21 protein-coding genes and 2 pseudogenes are annotated in these 19,582 nt (G+C 45.4%); 22 read left to right on the top strand and 1 reads right to left on the bottom strand.

The features are described from left to right. The first annotated feature begins 1 nt into the window (after position 1). From HW447_RS15985 to HW447_RS18450, 8 genes and pseudogenes are all read left to right on the top strand, one after another. A complete protein-coding gene (locus HW447_RS15985) occupies positions 2 to 808 on the top strand; it encodes a DUF3848 domain-containing protein (protein WP_176256108.1) in 807 nt (268 codons plus the stop codon). A gap of 2 nt (positions 809 to 810) precedes the next feature. Then, on the top strand, positions 811 to 1,149 hold the full coding sequence (locus tag HW447_RS15980) for a plasmid mobilization protein (RefSeq protein ID WP_176256107.1): 339 nt from the start codon (positions 811 to 813) through the stop codon (positions 1,147 to 1,149). 150 nt (positions 1,150 to 1,299) lie between these two features. Next, entirely contained in the window at positions 1,300 to 1,611 is a 312-nt protein-coding gene (locus HW447_RS15975; protein ID WP_176256106.1) for a hypothetical protein, read from the top strand. Beyond that, on the top strand, positions 1,602 to 1,913 hold the full coding sequence (locus HW447_RS15970; RefSeq protein ID WP_176256105.1) for a CD1845 family protein: 312 nt from the start codon (positions 1,602 to 1,604) through the stop codon (positions 1,911 to 1,913). Before HW447_RS15975 ends, HW447_RS15970 begins: the two co-directional genes overlap by 10 nt. A 369-nt stretch (positions 1,914 to 2,282) precedes the next feature. Next, complete coding sequence (locus tag HW447_RS15965) at positions 2,283 to 3,698, top strand: relaxase/mobilization nuclease domain-containing protein (protein ID WP_176256104.1); 1,416 nt, start codon at positions 2,283 to 2,285, stop codon at positions 3,696 to 3,698. A 141-nt stretch (positions 3,699 to 3,839) separates the two neighbouring features. Then, on the top strand, positions 3,840 to 5,009 hold the full coding sequence (locus HW447_RS15960) for an AAA family ATPase (protein ID WP_176256103.1): 1,170 nt from the start codon (positions 3,840 to 3,842) through the stop codon (positions 5,007 to 5,009). A gap of 5 nt (positions 5,010 to 5,014) precedes the next feature. After that, positions 5,015 to 5,635, top strand: coding sequence for an RloB family protein (locus HW447_RS15955; RefSeq protein WP_243176327.1), 621 nt, complete (start codon positions 5,015 to 5,017; stop codon positions 5,633 to 5,635). 70 nt (positions 5,636 to 5,705) lie between these two features. Then, positions 5,706 to 5,831, top strand: a pseudogene (locus tag HW447_RS18450) (relaxase/mobilization nuclease); the annotation flags it as partial. A gap of 215 nt (positions 5,832 to 6,046) precedes the next feature. Here HW447_RS18450 and HW447_RS15945 read toward each other — a convergent pair. After that, complete coding sequence (locus HW447_RS15945) at positions 6,047 to 6,934, bottom strand: LysR family transcriptional regulator (RefSeq protein ID WP_176256101.1); 888 nt, start codon at positions 6,932 to 6,934, stop codon at positions 6,047 to 6,049. A 116-nt stretch (positions 6,935 to 7,050) separates the two neighbouring features. On the opposite strand from HW447_RS15945, the gene HW447_RS15940 reads away from it, so the two are divergent. From HW447_RS15940 to HW447_RS15875, 14 genes and pseudogenes are all read left to right on the top strand, one after another. Further along, positions 7,051 to 7,560 carry a flavodoxin gene (locus HW447_RS15940; protein WP_176256100.1) on the top strand — a complete coding sequence of 170 codons (510 nt, stop codon included), beginning with the start codon at positions 7,051 to 7,053 and terminating at the stop codon, positions 7,558 to 7,560. 3 nt (positions 7,561 to 7,563) lie between these two features. Continuing rightward, positions 7,564 to 8,415, top strand: coding sequence for an aldo/keto reductase (locus HW447_RS15935; RefSeq protein WP_176256099.1), 852 nt, complete (start codon positions 7,564 to 7,566; stop codon positions 8,413 to 8,415). A 12-nt stretch (positions 8,416 to 8,427) separates the two neighbouring features. Further along, on the top strand, positions 8,428 to 8,991 hold the full coding sequence (locus HW447_RS15930) for a cyclophilin-like fold protein (RefSeq protein WP_207714822.1): 564 nt from the start codon (positions 8,428 to 8,430) through the stop codon (positions 8,989 to 8,991). A gap of 26 nt (positions 8,992 to 9,017) precedes the next feature. Further along, positions 9,018 to 10,943, top strand: a complete 1,926-nt coding sequence (locus HW447_RS15925) for a beta-glucoside-specific PTS transporter subunit IIABC (RefSeq protein WP_176256098.1) — start codon at positions 9,018 to 9,020, stop codon at positions 10,941 to 10,943. Next, positions 10,940 to 12,375 (top strand): annotated as a pseudogene (locus HW447_RS18505) (glycoside hydrolase family 1 protein). The gene HW447_RS15925 and the pseudogene HW447_RS18505 overlap by 4 nt, the downstream one beginning before the upstream one ends. Positions 12,376 to 12,403: 28 nt before the next feature. Beyond that, positions 12,404 to 12,790, top strand: a complete 387-nt coding sequence (locus HW447_RS15915; protein WP_176256097.1) for a pyridoxamine 5'-phosphate oxidase family protein — start codon at positions 12,404 to 12,406, stop codon at positions 12,788 to 12,790. A 39-nt stretch (positions 12,791 to 12,829) separates the two neighbouring features. After that, on the top strand, positions 12,830 to 13,840 hold the full coding sequence (locus HW447_RS15910; protein WP_176256096.1) for an aldo/keto reductase: 1,011 nt from the start codon (positions 12,830 to 12,832) through the stop codon (positions 13,838 to 13,840). A gap of 174 nt (positions 13,841 to 14,014) precedes the next feature. Continuing rightward, a complete protein-coding gene (locus tag HW447_RS15905; RefSeq protein ID WP_176256095.1) occupies positions 14,015 to 14,941 on the top strand; it encodes an alpha/beta hydrolase in 927 nt (308 codons plus the stop codon). Positions 14,942 to 14,965: 24 nt separating this feature from the next. Next, positions 14,966 to 15,919, top strand: coding sequence for an alpha/beta hydrolase (locus HW447_RS15900; RefSeq protein ID WP_207714821.1), 954 nt, complete (start codon positions 14,966 to 14,968; stop codon positions 15,917 to 15,919). 12 nt (positions 15,920 to 15,931) lie between these two features. Continuing rightward, the gene (locus HW447_RS15895) at positions 15,932 to 16,660 is read left to right on the top strand and encodes a dihydrofolate reductase family protein (RefSeq protein WP_176256093.1); all 729 of its coding nucleotides are present in this window, start codon (positions 15,932 to 15,934) and stop codon (positions 16,658 to 16,660) included. A 135-nt stretch (positions 16,661 to 16,795) separates the two neighbouring features. Then, a complete protein-coding gene (locus HW447_RS15890) occupies positions 16,796 to 17,626 on the top strand; it encodes an SDR family oxidoreductase (protein WP_330589235.1) in 831 nt (276 codons plus the stop codon). Positions 17,627 to 17,734: 108 nt separating this feature from the next. Beyond that, positions 17,735 to 18,094: a MarR family winged helix-turn-helix transcriptional regulator gene (locus HW447_RS15885; protein WP_176256091.1), complete on the top strand. Its 360-nt coding sequence runs from the start codon at positions 17,735 to 17,737 to the stop codon at positions 18,092 to 18,094. Between the two features lie 212 nt (positions 18,095 to 18,306). Next, positions 18,307 to 18,852 (top strand): flavodoxin family protein, encoded by a 546-nt coding sequence (locus HW447_RS15880; protein ID WP_207714820.1) that lies wholly within the window; start codon positions 18,307 to 18,309, stop codon positions 18,850 to 18,852. 62 nt (positions 18,853 to 18,914) lie between these two features. Further along, positions 18,915 to 19,466 (top strand): iron-containing alcohol dehydrogenase, encoded by a 552-nt coding sequence (locus HW447_RS15875; RefSeq protein WP_176256090.1) that lies wholly within the window; start codon positions 18,915 to 18,917, stop codon positions 19,464 to 19,466. The last annotated feature ends 116 nt before the right edge of the window (positions 19,467 to 19,582 follow it).

Genomic DNA, 19,582 nt, shown 5'->3' with positions numbered 1-19,582 from the left:
CATGAATACCAACGATCTGAATACAGCCCTTTATGAAAAGATGGCTACCGAACAGGACAAGTTCCGGGACTGGCTGAAAAGCCAGCCCCCGGAAGAAGTCTTAAACCATGCCTATGAGTACACCATCCGCGAGGACATCGTGATGGCGATGGAGGAACTGGTGCTGACCGATGCTCAGGCACAGGCTCTCTTGGAATCCCTTTCACCGCTGGAGGATGTGTACCGTTATTTTGAAAAGCTGGAGACCGGCTATATGGATGTGATCCGGGACAGCATTGAAAGTCGGGCCAATGAGGTATGCAGGGAGCCGGAGGAACTCAATCCGCTGTTCGTTTATCTTCATTCTGCCGCATACGCTGCCGAGCATGGAGAAACAGACGCATATTGGCTGTCCGACCAGGCGAATTTTTCCTGCAAAGCTGCCATTGAACAGGCCATCAACGGCCATTATGGAGCCAACCGGCTGAATACAGAAGCTGCGGTGAAAGAAGTGATGGAGAAATTTGGAGCAGAGCGGGTGCAGTTTATCCTTGCCAACACGATTTCACATAAACACAGAGATGGGCGTATTTCCTCTGCTAACAGGACGTGGGCGGCAAACATTCCCATGCCGCAGGACGAAGAAACGTTCCGCCGCAATGTCTATCTGGTGGTGGATAAAGTCAACCCTGGATTGCTTGACTTGTTTACAAATCAGGTCAGAAAAGCTGTCCAGAAGCCAGAGAAACATTCCATCCTCCAAAAACTCAAGCAGGAACCACCAGCCCATAAGCCTGCTGCTCCAAAAAAACGAGAACTGGAGCGGTAAGTATGGCGAAGCGGAAACGGGATGTGCCGGTTTTGTTTTGGGTGTCTGCGAAAGAAATGGAACTCATTCAGGAGAAGATGGCACAATATGGAACGAAAAATCTGAGTGCGTATCTGCGGAAGATGGCCATTGATGGGTATGTGGTAACACTGGAGCTGCCAGAATTAAAGGAACTGCGTTCTCTTATGCGTTACTCCAGCAATAACCTCAATCAGCTGACGCGCAGAGTACATGAAACCGGTCGGATTTATGATGCTGATCTGGAGGAAATATCCAAACGACAGGAACAGATTTGGGAGGGGCTTAGCAAGATATTGACCCAGCTTGCAAAACTGTCCTGACTGGGATTTGTACCCCATTTGCGGAGGGAGGGACGGCATTTCTTTGCTGCACCTTCCCCGCTTTTTCTTTTTGCCCGTATCCTTGTGTTTTGCAGGTGTGTATCGGATAATAGAGATAGAAAATAGATTGCCGCAAAGGAGTGAGAATAGATGCAGACCTTTGAAAAGGTATTGAAGATCTTCCGGGATTATCTGGCTTGCGATCCGGAGGAAGAAGTCTTGAAATGCAGCCGGGGGTATCTTCGTGTGGCATGGAACGGGGATTCCATGTACTGTGCAGATGGGATTCTTGGCCGGACACCGGAAGAACTGTTTGAAATTCTGCTTGCCGATTATCGGGGTTGTGAGGAACTGCGGCTGACAAAGGGGCGCCGGGAACTGACAAAGGAAGATGAAATACAGGTGGAAGTGTTCTGCCAGAAACTTCGGGAACGATGGAGGGAGGAATCACAATGCGGATAGTCCTGTTCTTTTTAAAACTGCTGTTGAAAATTTTGATGGCTCCGGTGCTTCTGGCACTGACTTTGTTTATCTGGATTTGCGTGGGGATTGTTTACTTATCCGGGCTGGTGCTTGGACTGGTCAGCACGATCATTGCCTTTTTGGGCGTGGTAATGCTGATTGTAGGTCCCAGACAGAATGGAATCATCGCACTGGTGATGGCGTTTCTGATTTCTCCTTTTGGACTGCCGATGGCGGCGATTTGGCTGCTTGGAAAGGTTCAGGATTTAAAATTTGCAATTCAGGACAGAGTGTATGGATAGGAAGTAAAAGAGACGCAGGACGATGGGGTGTACCAAGATCCTGCGCCTTTGTTTATTCGGAATAAACAGTAATATATTTTTGTTTTCTGCTCTTTGGTTTGTCTGGGATTGTCATTTGGCTTCCAAACAAAACTCTAACAGCTGACTATGTTTGCCTGGCATAAGTTCATCATGTGCGGTTTCATGTATGGTCTCATGTGTGGTATTACCATACATGATGGAATTTACATTTTTCAGTAATTAGTTGTTCTATCATAAAATCCCTCCTTTGGGGTATTGGTAGTTTCTCTATATTATACCCATTTGGAGAACTTATTTCAACGATAGGAGCAAAGAGTTTAGAAAAAACATTTCGAGAGGAGAATTGCTATGGCAACCACACGCATCATGCCGCTGCATACTGGCAAAGGCCGTACAGAAAGCCAGGCAATCAGCGACATCATTGACTATGCAGCAAATCCGCAAAAGACAGACAACGGCAGACTCATCACAGGATATGAGTGTGACAGCCGGACTGCTGACGCAGAGTTTCTGCTGGCAAAGCGCCAGTACATTGCTGCCACCGGACGGACGCGAGGAGCAGATGATGTGATCGCTTATCATGTTCGCCAGTCTTTTAAGCCTGGAGAGATCACACCGGAAGAAGCCAACCGATTGGGTGTAGAATTTGCCAAACGGTTCACCAAGGGTAATCACGCCTTTGTGGTCTGCACGCATATTGATAAATCCCATATCCATAATCACATCATCTGGTCGGCGGTTAATACGGACTGTGACCGGAAGTTCCGTAACTTTTGGGGCAGTACCAAAGCGGTTCGGAAGTTGAGTGATACGATCTGCGTTGAAAATGGATTGTCGATTGTAGAGAATCCAAAACCCCACGGAAAATGTTATAACAAGTGGCTGGGAGATCAGGCAAAGCCATCCCATCGAGAACAGCTCAGGATGATGATCGACCTGGCATTGGAGCAGAAACCTGCTGATTTTGAAGAACTATTAAAAATGCTTATAGAAATGGGCTGTGAAGTATCCAGACGTGGGAAAGCCATTCGCCTGAAAGCACCTGGCTGGAAGAATGTAGCCCGTATGGACGAGCGGCTGGGAGACGGGTATAGTGAAGCGGAAATCCGTGCGGTGCTGGCTGGTAAAAAACAGCATACACCACGAAAGAAAACGGCCACACAGGCAGAGCCGCCGAAGGTTAATCTACTGGTGGATATTCAGGCAAAATTGCAGGCCGGAAAAGGTGCTGGTTATGCAAGGTGGGCCAAGGTTTTCAATCTGAAGCAGATGGCACAGACCATGAATTACCTGTCAGAGCATGACCTGCTGGAGTACGCGGTTTTGGAAGAAAAGGCTGCGGCTGCCACGGCACACCACCATGAGCTTTCGGCTCAGATCAAGGCGGCGGAGAAACGCATGGCAGAGATTGCCGTTCTGCGTACTCACATCGTAAACTATGCCAAGACCCGTGAGGTCTATGTGGCATACCGCAAGGCAGGCTACTCTAGGAAATTCAGGGAGGAACACGAGGAGGAAATCCTGCTCCATCAGGCTGCCAAAAATGCTTTTGATGAGATGGGCATCAAGAAGCTGCCCAAGGTTAAAGATTTGCAGATGGAGTATACAAAATTACTGGAAGAAAAGAAAAAGATCTATGCCGAGTACCGGCATTCTCGTGAGGAAATGCGGGAGCGTTTAATGGCAAAGGCTAATGTGGATCGGATACTGAAAATGGAAGCAGAACAGGATGCTGAAAAAGAAAAAGACCACGGCCAGCGGTAAGCTGGTCTGGGTCAAAAGAAAATTTAATTGATATTTTTGCAGAAAAAATGCGTAATCAATCTATAAAAATTGACTTGAACGTTTTTTACTGTTATAATGATTACTGAAAATGCGGATACTGAGCATAGGAGGTATTCATTTATGCTGATACAGTTTACAGTTGAAAATCATAGATCCATAAAAAACAGTGCCGTGATCAGTTTTGCGGCCTCCAAGGATAAATCATTTGAAGAATATTTGCTTCATCCAGACGCAAAGAAAGCATTGCTGCCTGCACTTGCGATTTACGGTGCCAATGCTGCTGGAAAGAGCAATGTGCTACACGCAATGATGACCATGAGGGAAATGGTAGCAGGCAATGCGGCAAAGGCATCTAAGGGGCAAAAGCTGCCGTGGGAGCCATTTGGCGGCATGAAAGAAGCGACAACTTTTGAGATCGTGTTTATTTTTCAAGGAGTTCGTTACGCATATGGTTTCTCTTTTGATGCTAAAAAGATTTACAAAGAATACCTTTTCCATTGGCCGAATGGCCGTGAAGCTCTGATTTTTTCCAGAGAAGATGGCGTATATGAGTTCCGGGAAAATGTAAATGAGCAAATGACTCTGAGCAACCGGACGCCGGATAACAAGCTCTATCTGGTATCCTCTAATGACTGGAATCTGCCAGAGACGGAAAATGCTTATCGGTGGTTTCTCGAAAAGCTGACCTTTCTGATGGATGAAAAACCAGCTGCTTCAGAAACCGTTGCCCAGATTGCCAGCGGCGATGATAAGAAGGCGCGTATCTTAAAAGAATTGCTGTTTGCCGATCTTGGAATCACTGATGTTGCAATCAAGAATAGTCAAGGAAAGATACCGGTTATTACGACAACCCATCGAATCATGAACGAAGATGGAACAACAGAATATTTCCAGCTTTTCATGGAGCAGGAGTCTGCTGGTACACAACACTTTTTTGCCCGAATCGGGGGCTGGCTGCAGGCACTTGAGAATGGCGCGCTTTTGGTTGTAGATGAAATTGAAGATAGCCTTCATCCTCTTTTGACCAGGCGGCTCATTGAAATGGTTCAGGATAAGAGCATCAATACAAAGGGCGCACAGTTGCTTTTTACAACACATGACGCAATGCTGCTCGACTTGAATTTTTTCCGAAGAGATCAGATTTGGTTTGCCGAAAAGAATGACAGGACTTGTGCAACAGAGCTTTATTCACTTGCTTCTTTTTCGCCAAGAAAAGGAGAAAATGTGCGCAAGGGTTATCTTCAGGGACGGTTTGGTGCGATCCCTTTTATCGGAGGTGACGCCGAGTGAGTAAGATGAGGAAAGAGTATGATCCCAATAAAGTTACCCGGCGTAAGCGTAAACCGATTATTTATATCATTTGTGAAGGTAAAGAAACGGAAACGCTTTATTTCAAACATTTCCGTTCACGGAATTGCCTGGTTGATATTATACCGATTTCATCGAAGCATAAGGCAGCTGAACATTTGGTGAAACACGCGAAGTCTTTGATTTCTCAAGCGGATTATTATCCGAAAGACGGAGATCAGCTGTGGTGCGTATTTGACTGCGATGATAATAAAGATTCTGAGCTTCAGGCAGCAATTTTGTATGCCAAGAAGCACGGGTATAAAATCGCATATTCCAATCCGGCATTTGAATATTGGTATCTACTCCATTTTGAAAAGCGGAGTGGATATTTGAAGGACTCTGCTGCGGTGATCGACATCTTGAAGAATAAAGGATATTTGGAGAATTACGGAAAAAGCGAGGATGTTTTTGAAGAATTGCAGGGACATCAGTCAGAGGCCATTCAACGTGCAAAAGAACGGGTTCAGCGGTTAAGCAGAGATCATGTTGCTGTGATTTGCCGGGATAGTAATCCGGTAACAACGGTCTATGAGTTGGTTGAGTTTTTGAACAGTAAAAGAACATAAAACAGATAATTAGTACAAGGCGGTCTGCTTCGGCAGGCCGTTTTCCTTTTGAGGGGGTCTGACCTATGGCACTTATATCGAAAACTATGCCAAGACCCGTGAGGTTTATGTGGTATACCGCAAAGCAGGATACTCTAAGAAATTGCCCAAGGTCAAAGAGTTGCAGACGGAGTATGCAAAATTACTGGAAGAAAAAGACCACGGCCAGCGGTGAGCTAATCCGGGTCCAAAGCGTTCGTAAGAACGCGCGGCCACAGAATGAAATTCTGTGTTCAAAGGGGCTTGGGGGCGCTGCCCCAGGCAAGCAAGCGGAGCGGAAAATCACGGAGGGATTTTCTGCTCTGCGAGCCGGTGTGTATTAACACCGGCATTGCTTGCCATGATTATCCCGACTTTGGGATAACCACGAGTCTACTTGTGAAGAATGGATGACACAATATCTAAGAAATGCTGTACCCCATCCCCTGGTTCCGTGGAATAAACAATGCCATATGGGATACAATAGGGAACCTGAAAAGGAATGGTAATTAAGGAGGGGTGAATATCATTCCAGCCTTCCAATGTCAGCAGTATATAGTCATTTTCTTCACAATAATTAAATACTTCAATATCGTAATAGTGTGGAGCATCTACAAGATTAATTTGTGGATGCTCTTTTTCTATATCGTGACGGACCTGATCATTGATCGGACTGTTTCCTGGTTTCATGATCATCAATGTTTCTCCGTACAGGTCTGTCATAGAGAGGCTTTCCATTTGGGATAAACGATGCTTTTTAGACATAGCAAGGCAGAAACGGTGTTTTCCCAATTCAAGAAACTGGCAGCGATTATCCGCAGCGAAAGGGTCATAGCTGCCAGTTATTAAATCAAATTTTTTTCCCACATCCCGGTAAGCGGTTCCAGTGTTTGTATCCTCAAAAGGAACTACCTTCAGCCGAAATTCAGGATATTCATCGCTTATCTGACTCCACAGATCCATCAGATTTTTACATGGATATAAAGCGGAGGTTCCTACTCGGATGATCTGCCGGTTTGCGGCCTGTGCCTGATAAGCACGATCAATGGCTTCTTTGGAATACTGTATCATAAATTTTGCGTCTTTATAAATGGATTTGCCTGCTTCGGTCAAATGGATGCCCCGCGGGGTCCGTATGAGAAGCTGCAATCCCAGATGTTCCTCTAAAATATTCATCTGTTTCATAATAGCGGTAGAAGATATGTATAAGGTTTCCGCTGCTTTTGTAAAGCTGCCCCGATCTGCAACCTCTACAAAAACCTCCAGCATTGCATTATGCATGATGATCCCTCCTTAGTATCAACTGTTGGTTGACACTATTCTACCTTTTTTGAAATTCTCTGTCAAGGATAGATGGATTATAATGAGGGCATAGAAAGGAAGGAGGGATATAGAAAATGGCTGAATTGATCGCGTATTTCTCGCGGCCAGGTGAAAATTATGTGAATGGAAACATTGTCAATCTGGAAGTGGGAAATACAGAAATAGCAGCAAAGATGATACAGGAGATTACAGGCGCTGATCTGTATAAGATAGAACCGCTTTTAGAATATTCCAGGGATTATTCAGAATGTCTGGAAGAAACCAAAGCAGATCAACGCAGGCAGGCAAGACCGGCATTAAAGCATCCACTTCCGGATGTAAAAAAATATGAGGTTATTTATTTAGGATTTCCCAATTATTGGGGAACCATGCCGATGCCGGTATTTACCTTTTTAGAAGGGTGCAGGCTGGAAGGGAAAAGGATTTATCCTTTTTGCACCCACGAAGGCAGTGGCATGGGACACAGCCTGGAGGATATAAAACGGATGTGTCCCGATTCCGAGATAAAAAATGGACTGGCGCTTTCAGGGGCAGGTGTTCATTTTGCAAAAGAAGCAATAACAGAATGGTTGAAAGGAGAATGAAAAATGGAAACAAGAAAATTAAGGAATGGTGTAGAAATGCCGATGGAGGGATTTGGTGTTTTTCAGGTACCGGAAGCAGAGGTTTGTGAGCAGGCAGTCAGAGATGCGCTTGCAGCAGGATACCGTCTGATTGATACAGCCGCCGCTTATTTTAATGAAGAAGCAGTGGGAGCAGCAATCAAAAAAAGCGGTATTCCCCGCAAGGAGCTGTTCATTACCACAAAGCTCTGGATTCAGGATGCAGGATATGAAAATGCCAAAAAGGCGTTCCAGACTTCGCTGGACAAGCTGGGGCTTGATTATCTCGACCTGTATCTGATTCACCAGCCTATGAATGATTACTATGGCTCCTGGCGTGCCCTGGAAGAATTGTATGAAGAAGGAAAGATTCGCGCCATTGGTGTATGCAACTTTTATCCGGAGCGTCTGGCTGACCTTTGTGTTAATGCACGGATTAAGCCTATGGTAAACCAGGTGGAGCTGCATCCATTCTTCCAACAGACAGAGGCGCTGGAGAATATGAAGGAATTTGGCGTAGTGCCGGAAGCCTGGGGACCATTGGCAGAAGGAAAGCATGGGATCTTTACCAACGAAATCTTAACTTCGATTGCGCAGAAATATGGAAAAACGGTGGCACAGGTGGTTCTCCGCTGGAATACCCAGCGTGGGGTGGTAATCATTCCAAAATCTATCCATAAAGAGCGTATAGAGGAGAATTTACAGATCTGGGATTTCTCTTTGAGTGAGGAGGATATGGCAGCAATCAGCAGCCTGGATCTGGGACACAGTGAGATCATTGATCACAGTGCGGCTGAAACAGCAAAGTGGCTGAACGGATGGAAGATCCATGAATAGGAGGCGATGAAGATGAAAAAATTTTTATCAATGTTGTTGGTGTGTGCTATGGCGCTTTCTCTGGCAGCCTGCGGAACCAGCACTCCGGGAACCGAAGAAACAGAAAATGAGGAAAGTGAGGATACGGAAATGAAAGAAATAAAACGAGTAGCTTCCGATGGAGCGCAGATGCAGACGGATGACCAGTTTATGCCTACCAGAGTTTTGGAAGAGGGTACAAGAATCAATATGCACTTTGGAGATACGGTGATTCCGGGAATCCTGAATGACAGCACAACAGCCAAGGCGTTTATCGAAATGCTGCCGCTGACGGTACATGAAAGCAGATATTCTCATGATTTCTGCGGTTCAATGGGAGAAAACCTTCCTTTTGATGAAGAAGATGAACGGTACGGCTGGCTGAACGGCGATATTGCGATTGGTACAGATGTTCCATGGTTTACCATTCTGTTTGATGATGAAGAAATCTCTGAACAGTATGGAAATCTTGTAAATATCGGAGTGATTGATTGCGAACTTTCACAGATTTCCGATTTGGACGGCAGTTATGATGTTCTGATTGAACTGGCAGAGTGATGAACATACTGGGGAGGTGAATCTTTATGGATTATGCGAAAACAGCTGAGGCATTATTAAAGGCATTAGGAAATGAGGAAAATATCAAAACGGTAACCCATTGTATGACCAGGATGCGGTTTGTACTCTATGATGAAACGATACCAAAGGATGAAACCGTAAAATCCATTCCAGGCGTGCTTGGTGTGGCCAGGCAGAGCGGACAGTATCAGGTGATCATTGGAAATGATGTACCCATCTGCTATCGGGAATTTATGAAACTGGGCGCCTTTGGGTCAGGGGCTGGAATGGAAAAAGAGCAGCCTGTTCATCGAAAGGTTACGCTAAAAACCATTGTGAATGGAATCATTGATGCAATTTCCGGTTCCATTGCACCGATCCTACCCATGATCATCGGCTGTGGTATGATCCGTTTGTTGGGAACGATCCTGCAGCTTTTCGGTGTTTCGGATACGCTGCCCACCTTTCAGATCATTCAGATCATCGGAGATGCAGGATTTTATTTCCTCCCCATTATTCTGGCAGCGTCAGCTGCGGCTAAGTTTGGCTGCAGCCCGGGGCTGGCGATGGCGCTGACGGCAGTGCTTGTCCATCCAAATCTCATTGGAATGTTTGCCCAGGGGAATACCAGCTTTTTGAGACTTCCTGTAACAGCGACGACCTATTCCTCCACAGTGGTTCCGGCACTTTTGACCACATGGCTGCTGAGTAAGACAGAGCCATTTTTTGACCGGGTTATGAAGGGCTGGGTAAAAACGATATTTAAGCCCACGCTGATTCTTCTGATCGGTGTGCCTCTTATGCTGGTTGTGGCAGCGCCGGCGGGAGCCTTTGTTGGAAATGGACTGGCATATTCTATGGCATGGATGCAGGAAACAATGGGCGGCGTGACATTGATGCTGTTGTCTGCGCTCACTCCGCTGATCGTTATGGCAGGAATCCACTATGCTCTGGTTCCTTCCTGTCTGACGAATTTGGGAACCATAGGATTTGATACGATTTTGGGACCTATCATGCTGGCGTCTAATCTGGCTCAGGCATCCGCTGCGGCAATGGTAGCATGGAGGACCAGGAACAAAGATTTGAAAGCCCTTGCCACTACCTCTTCCGTGTCAGCGGCAGTAGCCGGAATTACAGAACCGGCTTTGTATGGTGTTACGCTCCGGCTGAAAAAGCCTTTTATTGCCAGCATGATAGGAGCAGGAGCAGCAGGGCTGTTTGCAGGGATTGTAGGACTGAGAAATTATGCCCTGGTAACGCCGGCATTGGTTTCCATGGTTCAATTTATTTCGCCGGATATTCCGCAAAATATTTTTTATGCCGGTATTACTGCGGTAATTTCTGTGGTGGTGACAGCAGTGATGACTCTGGTGCTTGGCTGGGAGGACCCGGAAGAAGCGCCAGATACGGAAGAAGCGGCAGATACGGAAAAAGCGTCAGATACGGAAAAGGATGACAGGGAGGAAGCAGAGAAGATTCCTCAGGATACGTTTACAAGCCCGCTGGAGGGAACCTTGATACCACTTTCCCAGGTAAAGGATGAAACCTTTGCTTCCGGCGTATTGGGACAGGGAGTTGCGGTGGTGCCGGATAAAAATGAGGTCTATGCACCTTGTGACGGAACGGTGACTATGATTTTTGATACAAAGCACGCAATCGGATTCAAGGCGGACTCAGGAATGGAAATGATCATACATATTGGTCTTGATACGGTTCAGCTGAATGGTAAAGGGTTTGAACCTGTTGTGGCAGCAGGACAAAAGGTAAAGCGCGGGGAACTTTTGCTTCGCTTTGACAGGAAACTGCTCATGGACGAAGGCTATGATATTACAACGTCGGTTATCGTGACCGATATGCAGCCATTCCAGAGGCTGGAGCTTCTTGCGGAATCAGGGAATGCAGATAAAAGTACCAGGATCATCAGAGGGATGAATCAGGAGGAGGATAAATGATGCTGAAAAAAGATTTTTTGTGGGGCGGCGCGGTAGCGGCCAACCAATGTGAAGGCGGATGGAATCTGGATGGAAAAGGGGTATCTGTCCCCGATCTTTGTACCAATGGAACAAAGGAACAGGCAAAACGAATTACAAAAGAGCTGCAAAAGGAATATTTATATCCCAGTCACGAGGCGGTAGATTTTTACCATCACTATAAAGAGGACATTGCGCTGTTTGCGGAAATGGGCTTTCGGTGCTTTCGCACCTCCATTAACTGGACCCGGATTTTTCCTACGGGAAAGGAGACAGAGCCCAACGAAAAAGGGCTGAAATTCTATGAGGACGTATTCTTGGAGTGCAGAAAATATGGCATTGAGCCTTTGGTAACCATTTCCCATTATGAACTTCCCTATGCGCTGGTGGAAGAGGGAAACGGGTGGCTGTCCAGGAAATGTATTGACTATTTTATGAATTATGTGAAGGTCATCTTTGAGCGGTATCAGCATCTGGTAACCTATTGGATTACCTTTAATGAGATCAATGCGGGGACACTTCCCATGTGGGGGATCTGGTGTCTACGGGTCTTTTGAAAGATTACAGCGGGCCTGTCAATGAGATTTCCAATACCATGCAGGACCGGTATCAGGCTCTCCATCATCAGCTGGTAGCATCTGCCATGGCTGTAAAGCTGGCCCATGAGAACTATAAGCATTTTAAAATGGGAAATATGATCTGCTTTCTGACTACTTATCCACGCACCTGCAGGCCGGAGGACATTCTTGAAACACAGAAGGCAATGCGGACGGTGAACTGGTACTGTTCTGATGTTCAGGTAAGAGGGAAGTATCCTTCTTATGCGGAGACCTTTTGGAAGGAGCACCATATTCAGTTAAAGGAGGAGCCGGAGGATAGGGACATTCTCAGAGATGGCACAGTGGATTTTTATACATTTTCTTACTATATGACCTCCTGCACCGGTGCTGGGAATGAAGGAGAAAAAATTGGAGGAAACATTGCAGGCGGACTGAAAAATCCTTATCTGGAGGCCAGCGAGTGGGGCTGGCAGATTGATCCGGAGGGACTGCGGTATACCCTCAATGAAATTTATGACCGGTATCAGATTCCCCTTATGATCGTAGAAAATGGACTTGGAGCAAAAGATACGGTGGAAGCGGACGGCTCCATCCATGATTCATACCGGATTGACTATTTAAGAAGTCATATCCAGCAGATGAAGCTGGCAGTGGAGGATGGTGTGGAGCTTATGGGATATACGCCCTGGGGCTGCCTTGACCTGATCAGCGCGTCTACCGGAGAGATGGCAAAGCGTTATGGAATGATTTATGTGGATAAACATGATGACGGCAGCGGAAGTCTGAAACGGAGCAGGAAGGATTCTTTCTTCTGGTATCAGAGGGTCATCCGTTCCAATGGAGAAGAATTATAAAAAATTTGAAAAAAATGGAGGTAAAACTATGAGTCAGACGATTGATTTCTTAAAGAAAGCAAAGGTATTTTATCATGCCAGTGTGGACGGAACTGAGGCAAGAGTACGTCCGATCAATTCCGTCATTGCTTATCATGGAAAGGTTTATTTTGAAACTAGCAGCCAAAAGGAGATGTACCGGCAGATGCTTGAAAATCCAAGCGTTGCAATTTCCGGCATGGCAGAGGGAAAATGGATCCGCATTACCGGAAAGGCGGTAATGGATGAGTCCGATGAGGCAAAGAAAGCGATGTTTGACACATTACCGGCTTTGAAAGACGTATATTCTTATGAAGAAATGGCGCCTTACTATCTTGCGGATATGAAATCGGTTGTATATTCCTTTGATGCGGAACCAATCACATTAGAGGATTGATGGCAGTTGGGGAATTGCTGGAAAAATGGAGGGATACAGATGGAAAAAAGAAAACTTGGAACGATTGAAGTCTCTAAAATAGGAATGGGTACCATGGCTTTTTCCCACGGTTATGGGAAAATTCCGGAACGGCAGTACAGCATGGAAGCGATTCGGGCAGCTTTTGATTATGGATGTACTTTCTTTGATACGGCAGAGGCCTATGGTGCACAGCTGTATTATGAAGGCCACAACGAGGAGATTCTTGGCGAAGCGTTAAAAGATGTGCGGAGCGGAGCCGTGTTTGCTACAAAGTTCCATTTCAAACCAGAAGAAACTGAGGAAGGACAGGATATTTATGGGGTGGCAAAAAGCCACTTGATAAAATCACTGAAGCGGCTTCAGACGGATTATGTAGATCTGTATTACCTGCATCGTGTCAGCGACCGGGTTCCGGTGGAAGAGGTAGCGGAGGCTATGGGACGGCTGATGGAAGAGGGACTGATTCGCGGATGGGGATTGTCGCAGGTATCTGCTGATACCCTAAAAAGGGCAGATCAGGTTACGCCGGTTTCAGCTGTACAAAACCTTTATAATATTCTGGAACGGGATTGTGAAGATGATATTTTTCCATACTGCCTGGAACGGGGGATTGGTGTTGTACCGTTTTCTCCGATTGCCAGCGGTCTGCTTTCCGGTAAGATTACCGTCCATACTGAATTTGAAAAGGTGGACGATGTGAGAAACTGGGTGCCGCAGCTGACAAAAGAAAATATTGCCGGCAATCAGCCAATCCTCAATATTATTCAGGAATATGCCGGAAAAAAAGATGCCACGAACGCACAGATTTCCCTTGCATGGATGCTACACAAATATCCTAATGTAGTACCGATTCCAGGCTCCAAAAACAAACCCCGTATATTAGAAAATCTTAGTGCAGTTCAGGTTATGTTTACGGAGGAAGAATTTAACGCTCTGGAAACTGCGTTGGCTGGTTGCACCATCTATGGACATAGGGGCCATGTGGAGATGGAAGGAAAAAGTTTTTTAAAGAAAAAACCGCTTCGGTAAAATAAGAATGCAGTCTGCTGTGCTTGAAAGAATAATTATATGGTTAAAAAATTTTCAATAGGTATAGGCATACCAATCCTCATATTTTTAACGCCTGTTTTCGGTGGTTGCAAAATACAGACAGACAAATCTATTTTGAAGAAAGCAAACCAAGCAGAAGAGGAGGGATCAGTAATGAAAACAGATCATAAAGCATATGAGCATATTACACTTAGCAGCCGGATTTATGATGTGATGGATCATCCTGCCTTTGACAACTGGGGACATCTGATTTTTCCGTGGGATGGGAACCGCAGATATTCCCGGAACATGACCATGCGGGATGCGCCGGAACTCCACTTGTGGCATACAAACAGAGATGCCCAGTCTATGGTGGATGGGGTAAACCGCATGATTGACGACAGGAATGCAGGCTTTCAGGTATTCTATGATATTTATACAGATAAGGAAAAAGAGGATGATCCATCAAAGGAACTGACCGGGTTATTTTTCCTGAGAGGGGAGCCGGGAAAGCCTTTTGCTGTAATCTGTCCGGGCGGCGGTTTTTATTATGTGGGTTCTCTGCATGAAGGTTTTCCCCTTGCAATGGAGCTGAATAAAAGCGGTTATAATGCCTTTGTTTTGAAATACCGTGTGGGCCAGGGAGAGACGGTTGCCAGCCGGGATTTAATTGCAGCTGTGCATTATATTCAGTCTCACGCAGAGGAACTAGGAGTTGCGAAGGACAATTATTCCTTGTGGGGCGGTTCCGCAGGGGCAAGAATGTGCAGCAATGTGACCTATGGTGAAGGTGGTATCCGCCGTCCGCAGGAGCTTTTGTCTCCGGCGGCAGCTATGATCGCCTATACCTATTATGCAGGCAATCCGGATTTTACAGCCAGCGATCCGGCGGCGTATTTTATTGTGGGAACCGAGGACTGGATTGTTCCATGGCGTGATGTGAGGGAGCGGGCAGAAGAAATGGAAGAGGCAGGAATCCCCGTAGAATGTCATATTTTGAAGCATACACAGCATGGCTTTGGCGTTGGGACAGGAACACCGGCAGAAGGATGGATGGAGCAGGCTGTTTCATTTTGGGAAAGGAATATGAAACATGAATAAAAATGGATAAGGGAGATGGTGGATATGACAAACAAAGATAATTACATTTTTGAATTGGATAATCAGGTTTTGAGAAAGCCGGTTACCTATAAAAACCGATATGGAATTACGATTGCTGCTGATTTGTATTTGGCAAAGGATCTAAACATGGAGAAAAGACATCCGGCGGTTATTGTAGGACCTCCTTATGGTGGCGTAAAAGAGCAGGGAGCCGGAATCTATGCGCAGGAGATGGCAAAACGAGGATTTGCTGCTCTGGCATTTGATCCGTCTTTTAATGGATATAGCAGCGGTATGCCGAGACATATTTCTTCACCGGATTTTTTTGTGGAAGATTTCAGTGCAGCAGTGGATTTCATGGGAACCCGTTCCTTTGTTGACCGGGATAAAATTGGAGTAATCGGAATCTGCGGCAGTGGTGGTTTTGCCTTGAGTGCAGCGCAGGTGGACATTCGTATTAAGGCAGTAGCCACGGTAAGTATGTATGATATTTCCCGAAATATGTCACAGGGCTTTGGGGATTCTATGACAAAGGAAATGTGGACCGAAACACTGGAAGCAATGGCAGAGGCAAGGTATGCTGATTTTGAAGGGAATGAGCCTCGAATGTCAATGCGTGGTGCTCCCATTGGGTTTGACGAAAATACAGACCCCATTGGCAGGGAATTTGGCGAGTTTTATTCGACACCGAGAGGGTATCATCCAAACTCTATCACACAGTTTACATTGACAAGTTCCATGTCTTTTATGAACTTCCCTCTGCTTAGTAAGATTGACAGAATTTCACCGAGGCCGGTTTTGTTTATCATTGGAGAGCGGGCACATTCCCGCTATTTTAGTGAAGATGCTTATAAACAGGCGGCGGAGCCGAAAGAACTTTTCGTAGTGCCGGGAAGCAATCATGTGGATTTGTATGACAGAGTGGATAAAATTCCCTTTGATAAGTTGGAACGTTTTTTTACAGATGGAATGAAGTAGGAGGAGTGCAGGATGAACAGACCTTATATTTTCTGTCACATGATGACTTCCCTTGATGGGAAAATCATGGGGCCTTATATGGAAACACCAGAGGGAAATGCAGCGGGCGATGTGTTTTATCATATTTCCTTTGGCAAAAATCCCTATTATAAACATCAAGGATGGCTGTCGGGGCGTATTACCACAGATGATAATTTTACCTTTTATGAAAAGCCGGAGCTGAATGAACAGGCACCTTTGGTGCCAGAGGGAGATTATATTGCGAAACAGGCGGGAATGTATTATGTTTCCGTTGATCCGTCCGGCAGGCTTGGATGGAAAAACAGCACGCTTACTTATGTGGATACAACAGCTCATGTGATCGAGGTACTGACAGAAAAGGCTTCCAATGCATATAAGGATTTTCTGCGGAGACTGGGAATTTCCTACATTATCGCCGGAGCCGAAGCGCTGGACTACGAACTGGCAATGAGCAAGCTGAAAAATCTATTTGGTATTGAAACACTGATGTTAGGCGGTGGTGGAATCTTGAACTGGTCTTTCATTCAGGCAGGAATGTGTGATGAAGTGAGTCTTGTTATTGCAGCAGCGGCAGATGGATCTTTGGATACGCCGTCCCTTTTTGGAGTACGTGACGGCTTATCCTGCAATAAAGCAGTAGGCTTTGAACTGCAAAGTGCCGAGGTAAAAGATGGCGGCAGTGTATGGCTGCGGTATAAGGTTTCTCAACAGTCAGTATAGGAGAAAATTTGAACGAATTTGTACCTTATGATGAATGAGCAGACATAGGAAGAGACGAATACAGTTTGTTTGGGAAGGATGGATAGAACGTTTCCAGATAAGTTTTGCTTATTAAACAGAAGAGGAGTGATTTTTGTGAAAGATGTAATGATTTTAGTAGGCGCAGGCCAGATTGGCATGGCCATCGCGCGCCGTATGGGATATGGAAAAAAGATTGTGATCGGGGATAAGAAACTGGAGAATGCCAGAGCCATTGAAAGAATTATGGCGGACGCAGGATTTGATGTAACCGCCATGGAGATGGATCTGTCTTCCAGAAAGTCCATTCAGAACCTGATTGCAGAGGCACAGAAATACGGGGAGATTGCCATGCTGGTAAATGCAGCCGGAGTATCCCCCAGTCAGGCTCCAATCGAAGCAATTCTAAAAGTAGACCTTTACGGAACAGCTGTGCTTTTGGAGGAAGTAGGAAAAGTCATTCAGGCAGGCGGCGTGGGCGTTACCATCTCCAGCCAGTCCGGGCACCGGATGCCTGCCCTTACACCGGAGGAGGATGAGCAGCTGGCGGTGACTCCTGCCGAAGAACTGCTTAGTCTCAATATCTTACAGCCGGAGAATATCAAGGATACGCTCCATGCGTATCAAATGGCAAAGCGCTGCAATGAAAAACGCGTAATGGCGGAAGCAGTGAAATGGGGCGAAAAAGGCGCGCGTATCAATTCCATTTCGCCGGGAATCGTGGTAACACCACTTGCCATTGATGAGTTTAACGGCCCAAGGGGAGATTTCTATAAAAATATGTTTGCAAAATGTACGGCAGGACGTCCGGGAACAGCGGACGAGATTGCAAATGTGGCGGAACTTTTGATGAGCGATAAAGGAGCTTTTATTACTGGAGCTGATTTCCTGATTGATGGTGGTGCGACTGCCAGCTATTTCTATGGACCGCTTGCACCTGAAAAGTAAGCGCCGACTACAAAAATGTAATTTTGGCGTTGACAAATGAGCAAAAATGATATACTCAAATTAGTCTTATTTCGGACTATACTAAAAAGGACTTATTGGAGGCAGATTATGAAAAAAGACGTGCAAAGCCAGATTACACAATACTGCGGTCTTTTGCATGAGTGGAATGCGGCATACGAAGAATATGCGAAATCAGTAGGGCTATCGTATACCAGTCTTTCTATTCTCAGCGAGTTGTGTAGAAATGAGAATGCTACACAGAAAGAGATTGCAGAAAATTGCTTTTTACCTAAACAGACAGTCAATGCGGTGATTACTTCATTTTTGAGGAGAGACTGGGTAAAATTGGAAGAATTGCCAGAAGACCGGCGTACAAAGACGGTTGATTTTACGGAAGAAGGAAAAAAAGAGCAGAAGAAATTATATCTCGCGTTCAGGAAAGCGAACGGAATGCGATGGGAAAACTGACAGCGGAACAGCGAGAAATGCTGCTTTCCCTTACGAGGACTTATATCAATAGCTGTAGGGAGGATATGAAAAATGGGTAATCCATTTTTCAAGCAAATAGTCCCCAAATGGACGATACAAAAATCATACTACTAATGAAGAAAAACCATTTGCAGAACTGACATAATGGGGAGAAAATTTCAGATAAAATAAGAAAAGAAAGGTGATAAATTATGAAGAAAATAGTGATTTTACAGGGGAGTCCCCGGAAGAACGGAAATACCGATCTGCTGTGTGATGAATTTATTCGTGGAGCAAGAGAAAACGGACATGAGGTGGAAAAGATTTATTTGAAGGATAAAAATATCCATCCCTGTGTAGCTTGCGATTATTGCCGTAGCCATGAGGGGAACTGTGTTTTTAAGGAGAAGGATGATTTCGAGGAAATGATCCAGAAGGTCATTGCGGCGGATGTGCTTGTGATTTCTTCACCGGTTTACTTTTACAGCCTGACGGCACAGATGAAAACAGCGATAGATCGCTTTTATGCCAGGGAACAGGAAGTGAAGAATAAGGCTGCTTATTTCATTACAGCCAGCGCAGCTCCAACGGAAGAATATATCCAGACTGCAATCGCCGGATTCCGGGGATTTATCTCCTGCTTTGAGAATGTGAATGAGGCGGGGATTATTGCCGGATGTGGAGCGGCAGAAAAAGGCGATGTGACAGAAATGACAGCATTTAAGAAAGCCTTTGAAATGGGAAAAACGCTAAACTGATATGTTTTGCTAAACTATTATAATTAGATACATAACTTTTATCATTTATCTGCATGGCAGGTGTGTGGTTAGCGCTGCCAATTACACAAGTTGTTGCATTTATAATTGCTTTGAACGAAAAACATCATGCGATTGGGAAAGGAAGATTTGGAATGAATGACTTTATTTATACAGCGCCGCCTACAAAGTTGATCTTTGGTGAGAACAGGCAGGAAGAATTTTTAAATGAAATCAAGCAGGTTGGAGGAAAGGTTCTGCTGGTTATGGGTGGCAGCAGCTTTCAGAAAAATGGATATTACGATGAACTGATAGAAGCATTTGATGAACAGAAAATTGACTATGTGGATTTCAAGGGAGTTACTGCCCCCCTTCTTAGCAAGGTACGAGAAGGTGCGGCGCTTTGCCGCACAGAGAAGATTCGTTGTGTTATTGGCATAGGAGGCGGCACTTGCATGGATGTGGCGAAGGCTGTTGCGTTTGCTGCTTTGCAGGAAGAAGATGTACTTGATTTTTTAACATGGAAATTGTCATCGGAAGGCCGTCCCTGTCTGCCGATTGGGGAGATTGTGATATTGTCAATATTAGTTGACACATTTTCCTCAAGGAGAATGTGAAACTTTTTCTGTAAAATTAACTACGATAAGGTCCTTCTATGATAAAATAAATATCATTAGGAGGGCTTTTTACTATGGCAAGACAAAAGAAACCGGTTCACAGAGTTGAAATGACA

Source organism: Enterocloster alcoholdehydrogenati, assembly GCF_013282095.1.
In the GTDB taxonomy this organism is placed as follows: domain Bacteria; phylum Bacillota; class Clostridia; order Lachnospirales; family Lachnospiraceae; genus Enterocloster; species Enterocloster alcoholdehydrogenati.
This window is presented reverse-complemented; position numbering and strand designations above follow the sequence as displayed.

What these genes read in the sequence shown, in the direction of transcription:
- HW447_RS15985 (WP_176256108.1), top strand. Translation starts at nt 2, where the DNA reads ATGAATACCAACGATCTGAATACAGCCCTTTATGAAAAGATGGCTACC.
- HW447_RS15970 (WP_176256105.1), top strand. Translation starts at nt 1,602, where the DNA reads ATGCGGATAGTCCTGTTCTTTTTAAAACTGCTGTTGAAAATTTTGATG.
- HW447_RS15955 (WP_243176327.1), top strand. Translation starts at nt 5,015, where the DNA reads ATGAGGAAAGAGTATGATCCCAATAAAGTTACCCGGCGTAAGCGTAAA.
- HW447_RS15915 (WP_176256097.1), top strand. Translation starts at nt 12,404, where the DNA reads ATGAGTCAGACGATTGATTTCTTAAAGAAAGCAAAGGTATTTTATCAT.
- HW447_RS15925 (WP_176256098.1), top strand. Translation starts at nt 9,018, where the DNA reads ATGGATTATGCGAAAACAGCTGAGGCATTATTAAAGGCATTAGGAAAT.
- HW447_RS15935 (WP_176256099.1), top strand. Translation starts at nt 7,564, where the DNA reads ATGGAAACAAGAAAATTAAGGAATGGTGTAGAAATGCCGATGGAGGGA.
- HW447_RS15900 (WP_207714821.1), top strand. Translation starts at nt 14,966, where the DNA reads ATGACAAACAAAGATAATTACATTTTTGAATTGGATAATCAGGTTTTG.
- HW447_RS15905 (WP_176256095.1), top strand. Translation starts at nt 14,015, where the DNA reads ATGAAAACAGATCATAAAGCATATGAGCATATTACACTTAGCAGCCGG.
- HW447_RS15940 (WP_176256100.1), top strand. Translation starts at nt 7,051, where the DNA reads ATGGCTGAATTGATCGCGTATTTCTCGCGGCCAGGTGAAAATTATGTG.
- HW447_RS15960 (WP_176256103.1), top strand. Translation starts at nt 3,840, where the DNA reads ATGCTGATACAGTTTACAGTTGAAAATCATAGATCCATAAAAAACAGT.
- HW447_RS15910 (WP_176256096.1), top strand. Translation starts at nt 12,830, where the DNA reads ATGGAAAAAAGAAAACTTGGAACGATTGAAGTCTCTAAAATAGGAATG.
- HW447_RS15980 (WP_176256107.1), top strand. Translation starts at nt 811, where the DNA reads ATGGCGAAGCGGAAACGGGATGTGCCGGTTTTGTTTTGGGTGTCTGCG.
- HW447_RS15930 (WP_207714822.1), top strand. Translation starts at nt 8,428, where the DNA reads ATGAAAAAATTTTTATCAATGTTGTTGGTGTGTGCTATGGCGCTTTCT.
- HW447_RS15895 (WP_176256093.1), top strand. Translation starts at nt 15,932, where the DNA reads ATGAACAGACCTTATATTTTCTGTCACATGATGACTTCCCTTGATGGG.
- HW447_RS15885 (WP_176256091.1), top strand. Translation starts at nt 17,735, where the DNA reads ATGAAAAAAGACGTGCAAAGCCAGATTACACAATACTGCGGTCTTTTG.
- HW447_RS15880 (WP_207714820.1), top strand. Translation starts at nt 18,307, where the DNA reads ATGAAGAAAATAGTGATTTTACAGGGGAGTCCCCGGAAGAACGGAAAT.
- HW447_RS15945 (WP_176256101.1), bottom strand. Translation starts at nt 6,934, where the DNA reads ATGCATAATGCAATGCTGGAGGTTTTTGTAGAGGTTGCAGATCGGGGC.
- HW447_RS15975 (WP_176256106.1), top strand. Translation starts at nt 1,300, where the DNA reads ATGCAGACCTTTGAAAAGGTATTGAAGATCTTCCGGGATTATCTGGCT.
- HW447_RS15965 (WP_176256104.1), top strand. Translation starts at nt 2,283, where the DNA reads ATGGCAACCACACGCATCATGCCGCTGCATACTGGCAAAGGCCGTACA.